This is a genomic window from Phenylobacterium sp. (assembly GCF_028290885.1).
Taxonomy (GTDB): domain Bacteria; phylum Pseudomonadota; class Alphaproteobacteria; order Caulobacterales; family Caulobacteraceae; genus Phenylobacterium.
Map to the genome: position 1 here is coordinate 1 of NZ_JAQGIZ010000125.1, position 6,350 is coordinate 6,350.

The 6,350-nt window shown below is 68.2% G+C and carries 7 protein-coding genes and 1 pseudogene; all 8 read left to right on the top strand.

Features of this window, described 5'->3' with window-relative positions; genetic code table 11:
• A pseudogene (locus tag JWP28_RS08440) lies at positions 1-506 on the top strand (NADH-quinone oxidoreductase subunit D); the annotation flags it as partial.
• Positions 503-1,183 carry an NADH-quinone oxidoreductase subunit NuoE gene (nuoE, locus tag JWP28_RS08445; protein ID WP_299542005.1) on the top strand — a complete coding sequence of 227 codons (681 nt, stop codon included), beginning with the start codon at positions 503-505 and terminating at the stop codon, positions 1,181-1,183. The pseudogene JWP28_RS08440 and the gene nuoE, both read left to right, overlap by 4 nt.
• Complete coding sequence (locus JWP28_RS08450; RefSeq protein ID WP_299542007.1) at positions 1,180-1,407, top strand: hypothetical protein; 228 nt, start codon at positions 1,180-1,182, stop codon at positions 1,405-1,407. Before nuoE ends, JWP28_RS08450 begins: the two co-directional genes overlap by 4 nt.
• 2 nt (positions 1,408-1,409) lie before the next feature.
• On the top strand, positions 1,410-2,726 hold the full coding sequence (gene nuoF / locus JWP28_RS08455; protein ID WP_299542009.1) for an NADH-quinone oxidoreductase subunit NuoF: 1,317 nt from the start codon (positions 1,410-1,412) through the stop codon (positions 2,724-2,726).
• A gap of 4 nt (positions 2,727-2,730) precedes the next feature.
• Positions 2,731-4,776, top strand: a complete 2,046-nt coding sequence (gene nuoG, locus JWP28_RS08460; RefSeq protein ID WP_299542011.1) for an NADH-quinone oxidoreductase subunit NuoG — start codon at positions 2,731-2,733, stop codon at positions 4,774-4,776.
• Positions 4,777-4,788: 12 nt separating this feature from the next.
• Positions 4,789-5,871, top strand: coding sequence for an NADH-quinone oxidoreductase subunit NuoH (gene nuoH / locus JWP28_RS08465; protein ID WP_299542017.1), 1,083 nt, complete (start codon positions 4,789-4,791; stop codon positions 5,869-5,871).
• On the top strand, positions 5,868-6,068 hold the full coding sequence (locus JWP28_RS08470; protein ID WP_299542013.1) for a hypothetical protein: 201 nt from the start codon (positions 5,868-5,870) through the stop codon (positions 6,066-6,068). The genes nuoH and JWP28_RS08470 overlap by 4 nt, the downstream gene beginning before the upstream one ends.
• Before the next feature lie 2 nt (positions 6,069-6,070).
• Positions 6,071-6,350 (top strand): NADH-quinone oxidoreductase subunit I (locus JWP28_RS08475; protein WP_299542015.1); only part of this gene is annotated, 280 nt, incomplete at its 3' end.

Here is a 6,350-nt window from a genome sequence, read left to right on the forward strand (position 1 = left end):
TCGCCTGGGACCTGCGCCGCAGCCAGCCCTACGAGTGCTATTCGGACATGGAGTTCGACATCCCGCTGGGGATCAACGGCGACTGCTACGACCGCTACCTCTGCCGCATGGAAGAGATGCGCCAGTCGGTGAAAATCATGGCCCAGTGCTGCGAGCGCCTGATGAAGACGCCCGGCCCGTCGATCTCGCAGGACAACAAGGTCGCGCCGCCGAAGCGCGGCGAGATGAAGCGCTCGATGGAAGCGCTGATCCACCACTTCAAGCTGTTCACCGAGGGCTACCGCACCCCGCCCGGCGAGGTCTACGCCGCGGTCGAGGCGCCCAAGGGCGAGTTCGGCGTCTATCTGGTCTCGGACGGCACCAACCGGCCCTACCGCTGCAAGATCCGCGCGCCGAGCTATCCCTTCCTGCAGGCGATGGACTGGATGTGCCGCGGCCACATGCTGGCCGATGTCTCCGCCATCCTGGGCTCGCTGGACATCGTGTTCGGGGAGATAGACCGTTGAGCGTCCGCAGGCTTGCCCAGGTCCAGCCCGACAGCTTCACCTTCCAGCCCAAGACGCTGAAGGCCGCGCGCACTTGGATGGAAAACTTCCCGGCCGGCCGCCAGCAGTCGGCGGTGATCGCCATCCTGTGGCTCGTCCAGAAGCAGGAGGGCTGGGTCTCCGAGCCGGCCATCCGTGCGGTCGCCGAGCTGCTCGGCATGCCGGTGATCCGCGTCCTGGAGATCGCCACCTTCTACACGATGTTCATGCTGGAGCCGGTCGGCGACCTGGCCCTGGTGCAGGTCTGCGGCACCACGCCCTGCCAGACCCGCGGTTCCGAAGCCCTGCTGGCGGTCTGCCAGCGCAAGTTCGGCCCCTCGAACCACCGCAGCGCGGACGGCAAGTTCTACTGGCAGGAAGTCGAATGCATGGGCGCCTGCGCGAACGCGCCGATGGCCGCGATCAACGACTACTACTACGAGGACCTGACACCGGAGAGCTTCGAGAAGCTGCTGGACGCCTTCGCCGCCGGCAAGAAGCCGAAGCCGGGCTCGGCCATCGGCCGCCAGGGCTCGGCGCCGGAGGGCGGCCCCATCGCGCTCACCGACCCCAAGCTCTACGACGGCTCGCTGGCCAAGAAGATCAAGATCCCGAACCTGCCCGAGAAGCCCTCCAAGACCGCGAAGGCGCCGGCATGAGCCTGGACGTCGCCACCCTGAAGCGGCGCCGCGCGGTCATGATGGCCGTGAATGCGCTGGCGTTGCTGGGCGCGCTGGCCGGCGTGGTCGGCTATTTCAAGTACGGACAGGCCTGGGCGCTCGCCGCCTTCGTCGCGGCGCTGCTGGTGGGCTTCGGCGCCCAGATCTGGTTCATCGCCGGGCTTCGCCGGCCCAGGTCACCAAGCATGAGTAAGGGAGCTTAGGCGTGGTTGGCATCCTGGCCGACAAGGACCGCATCTTCCTCAACATCTACGGCGTCCACGACTGGGGCCTGGAGGGCGCGAGGCTGCGCGGGGCGTGGAACGGCACGAAGGACATCGTCGCCCAGACGCCGGAGTGGATCTGCGACCAGATGAAGGCCTCGGGCCTGCGCGGCCGCGGCGGGGCCGGCTTCGCCACCGGCCTGAAGTGGACCTTCATGCCCAAGCAGGAGAGCGAGCGGCCACACTACCTGCTGGTCAACGCCGACGAGTCCGAGCCCGGCGCCTGCAAGGACCGCGACATCCTCCGCAACGACCCGCACCTGCTGATCGAAGGCTGCCTGATCGCCTGCAAGGCCATGCGGGCGCACACCGCCTACATCTACATCCGCGGCGAATACGTCCACGAGCGCGAGCGCCTGACCGCCGCCATCCGCCAAGCTTACGACGCCAAGCTGATCGGGCCTGGCAACGTCCACGGCTGGGACTGCGACGTCCGCGTCACCCACGGCGGCGGCGCCTACATCTGCGGCGACGAGACCGCGCTGATGGAAAGCTTCGAGGGCAAGAAGGGCCAGCCGCGCCTGAAACCCCCGTTCCCGGCCGGCGCCGGCATCTACGGCTGCCCGACCACGGTCAACAACGTCGAGACCATCGCCGTCGTCGGCACCATCCTGCGCCGCGGCGCCGGATGGTTCGCCGGCTTCGGGACGGAGAAATCAACTGGAACAAAGTTGTTCGCCGGCTCCGGCCACCTGAACAAGCCCTGCGTGGTGGAGGAAGCCGTCGGCATCTCGGTCCGCCAGCTGATCGAGGACCACTTCGGCGGCGTGCGCGGCGGCTGGTCGAACCTGAAGGCCGTGATCCCCGGCGGCATCTCGGTGCGGATGATCCCCGCGGCCGAGTGCGACGAAGCCATCATGACCTACGAGGACCTGCAGGCCCGCGGCTCCGGCCTCGGCACCGGCACCATGATCGTCTTCGACAAGGACGCGGACCTGGTGAAGGCGATCGCCCGGGCGTCCTATTTCTACAAGCACGAGAGCTGCGGCCAGTGCACCCCCTGCCGCGAAGGCACCGGCTGGATGTGGCGGGTGATGGAGCGGATGGTCACCGGCGAGGCCGAGATGGCCGAGATCGACCTGCTGCTGGACGTCGCGAGCCAGGTCGAAGGCCACACCATCTGCGGCCTGGGCGACGCGGCGGCCTGGCCGATCCAGGGCCTGTTCCGCCACTTCCGCCACGAGGTGGAAGACCGCATCACCCTCTATCGCGCCGGCAAGCCCCACGTGCAGGGCCATACCCTGCAGGCGGCGGAGTAAGCTCATGCCGATTTGCAAAGTCGACGGCGTCGAGGTGGAATTCGAAGCCGGCATGAACGTGCTGCAGGTGGCCGAGCTGGCGGGCAAGGAGATCCCGCGGTTCTGCTACCACGAGCGGCTCTCCATCGCCGGCAACTGCCGCATGTGCCTCGTGGAGGTGAAGCCCGGGCCGCCGAAGCCGCAGGCCTCCTGCGCCCTGCCGGCCGCCGAGAACATGGAGATCTTCACCGACACGCCGAAGGTGAAGAAGGCCCGCCACGGGGTGATGGAGTTCCTGCTCATCAACCACCCGCTGGACTGCCCGATCTGCGACCAGGGCGGCGAGTGCGACCTGCAGGACCAGGCCATGGGCTATGGTCGCGACGACAGCCGCTACGCCGACAACAAGCGCGCCGTCGAAGAAAAGTTCATGGGGCCGTTGATCAAGACGGTCATGACCCGCTGCATCCAGTGCACCCGCTGCGTCCGGTTCATCACCGAGGTCGCCGGCGTGCCGGAAATCGGTCTCATCTCCCGCGGCGAAGACGTTGAAATCACGACCTATCTCGACAAGGCAGTGACGTCGGAGCTGTCAGCCAACATCATCGACCTGTGCCCAGTGGGCGCGCTCACCTCCAAGCCCTACGCCTTCAACGCCCGGCCCTGGGAGCTGAAGAAGACCCAGAGCGTCGACGTGATGGACGCCCTGGGCTCGGCGATCCGGGTGGATGCGCGCGGCTCGGCCGTGCTGCGCGTGCTGCCGCGCGTCAACGAGGACATCAACGAGGAGTGGATCTCCGACAAGACCCGCTACGCCGTCGACGGCCTGGCCCGCCAGCGCCTCGACCAGCCCTACATCCGCGAGGCCGGCAAGCTCAGGCCCGCGACCTGGAGCCAGGCGCTGGAGGCGGTGGCGTCTCAGATCAGGACGACCGCGCCCGACCGCATCGGCGTGATCGCCGGAGATCTGCAGGACGCGGAGTCCATGAAGGCCGCGCTCGACCTCTTCCGGTCCTTGAGCGTGCAGTCCACCGACTGCCGGCAGGACGGCATGGCGCTGGGCGCCGGCCCGCGCGAGAGCTGGCTGTTCAACTCGACCATCATGGGCATCGAGGACGCCGACGTGGTGCTGCTGGTGGGCGTCAATCCGCGCACCGAGGCGCCGGTGCTGAACGCGCGCCTGCGCAAGCGCTGGCTGGCCGGCGCCCTGCGGGTCGGCGTCATCGGCCCGCAGGCGGACCTCACCTATCCTCACGACTACCTGGGCGCGGGCCCGAAGACGCTGGGCGGGCTCGGCAAGTCGAAGAGCGACTTCGTCGCCGCGCTGAAAAACGCCAAGGCTCCGGCGATCGTGGTCGGGGCAGGGGCCCTGGCGCGGGGCGACGGCGCGGCGGTGCTCAAGGCCGCGGCCGGCGTCGCCAAGGCCTTCGGCATGACCTGGAACGTGCTGCACTCGGCGGCCTCCCGGGTCGGCGGCCTGGACCTGGGCTTCCTTCCGGGGCCGGGCGGCAAGACGGCGGGCGAACTGGTGGCGAAGGGCGGCGCGGACCTGCTCTTCCTGCTGGGCGCCGACGAGATCGACACCTCGGCGTCCAAGGCCTTCACCGTCTACCTCGGCACCCACGGCGACCGTGGCGCCCACCGGGCCGACGTGATCCTGCCGGGCGCCGCCTACACCGAGAAGAACGGCTTCTACGTCAACACCGAGGGCCGGGTGCAGCAGGGCGTCCGCGCCGTGTTCCCCAAGGGCGAGGCCAAGGAGGACTGGGCGATCCTGCGCGCGCTCTCCGAACGGCTGGGCGCCAAGCTGCCCTATGACAGCCTGGACCAGCTGCGCGCCAAGCTCTTCGCCGACCACCCGACCTTCGGCCGCATCGACTATGTGGCGGGCCGAGAGGGCGCCGCCGGGCTGGACCTCAGCTTGCTGGGCGGCAAGGGCGAGCTTTCCGACGCGCCGTTCGCCAGCGCCGTCGCCTCCTTCTACCTGACCAACCCCATCGCCCGCGCCAGCGTGACGATGGCCGAGTGCGCCGCCCTGGCTTCGGGCGCCGCCAAGATCGCGGCGGAATAGATGCCCAGCGCCATACCCGCTTTCTGGACCACCCCCATCGGCTGGACCCTGCTGACCGTGGGCCAGATCCTGCTGGTCACCGTCGTCCTGCTGCTGACCGTCGCCTTCCTGATCTACGGCGACCGCAAGATCTTCGCCGGCGTGCAGATGCGCAAAGGCCCCAACGTGGTGGGCCCGTTCGGCCTGCTGCAGTCCTTCGCCGACCTCGGCAAGTTCCTGATCAAGGAGCTGATCATTCCGGCCGGCGCCGACAAGGTGGTCTTCCTGCTGGCGCCCCTGATCAGCGTGACCCTGGCGCTCGGCTCCTGGGCGGCCATGCCGCTCGCGCCCGGCTGGGTGGTCTCCAACATCAACGTCGGGATCCTCTACCTGTTCGCCGTCTCCTCGATGGGCGTCTACGGCATCATCATGGGCGGCTGGGCGTCCAACTCGAAGTACCCGTTCCTCGGCGCGCTGCGCTCCGCGGCTCAGATGGTTTCCTACGAGGTCTCCATCGGCTTCGTGATCATCACCGTGATCCTGCTGGCCGGCACCATGAACCTGACCCGCATCGTCGAGCTGCAGGGCGGCGGCTTCTGGAACTGGAACATCCTGGGCGGCGGCCTGAAGAACCTGCCGCTGGCGCTGGTGATGATCCCCATGGGGGTGATCTTCTTCATTTCCGGCCTGGCCGAGACAAACCGCCCGCCCTTCGATCTGCCCGAGGCCGAGAGCGAGCTGGTGGCCGGCTACGCCATCGAATACGGCTCCACGCCCTACATGCTGTTCTACCTGGCCGAAACCGCGAACATCATCCTGATGAGCGGGCTGATGGCGGTGCTGTTCCTGGGCGGCTGGCAGGCCCCGTTCCCGACGCCGTTCACCGCCAGTTGGGCGCCCACTCTGGTCAGCCTGTTCGGGCTGTTCTGGCTGGCGGCCAAGACCTTTTGCGTCTTCTTCATGAACGCCATGGTGCGCTCCGTCGTGCCGCGCTACCGCTACGACCAGCTGATGCGGCTGGGCTGGAAGGTGTTTCTGCCCACCTCGCTGGTGGCGGTGGCCCTGGTGGCCGGCTGGCGGGTCTATGCTCCCGTAGCCTTCGGAGCGGCCGGATGAGAACCGCCGCCGCCCTGATCATCCTGGCCCTGGGCCTCAGCGCCTGCGAGGCGACCGGCAACAACGTCTCCGGGACGGCGGACTACGACTCGCTCAAGCGCGCCCAAGACGAATGCGCCGCGCAGGGCGGCCAGCTGGTCCTGAAGAACGGCGGCGACGCCCAATACATCCAAGACTACGCCTGCAAGGGGAAGTGACCATGTTCCAGCGTATCGGACAGGCGATGAAGGGCGCGGCCCTGATGGATTTCGCGGGCGCGCTGGGGCTTGGCCTGAAGTACATGGTCCGGCCCAAGGCGACGGTGATCTATCCGAACGAGCGCAATCCGCAGAGCCCGCGCTTCCGCGGCGAACATGCGCTGCGCCGCTATCCCAACGGCGAGGAACGCTGCATCGCCTGCAAGCTCTGCGAGGCGATCTGCCCGGCCCAGGCCATCACCATCGAGGCCGAGCCGCGCGAAGACGGCAGCCGGCGCACGA

Bases quoted from the DNA above. Each gene is read 5' to 3' on its own strand.
- JWP28_RS08470 (WP_299542013.1), top strand. From the start codon at position 5,868: ATGAGAACCGCCGCCGCCCTGATCATCCTGGCCCTGGGCCTCAGCGCC.
- nuoG (WP_299542011.1), top strand. From the start codon at position 2,731: ATGCCGATTTGCAAAGTCGACGGCGTCGAGGTGGAATTCGAAGCCGGC.
- JWP28_RS08450 (WP_299542007.1), top strand. From the start codon at position 1,180: ATGAGCCTGGACGTCGCCACCCTGAAGCGGCGCCGCGCGGTCATGATG.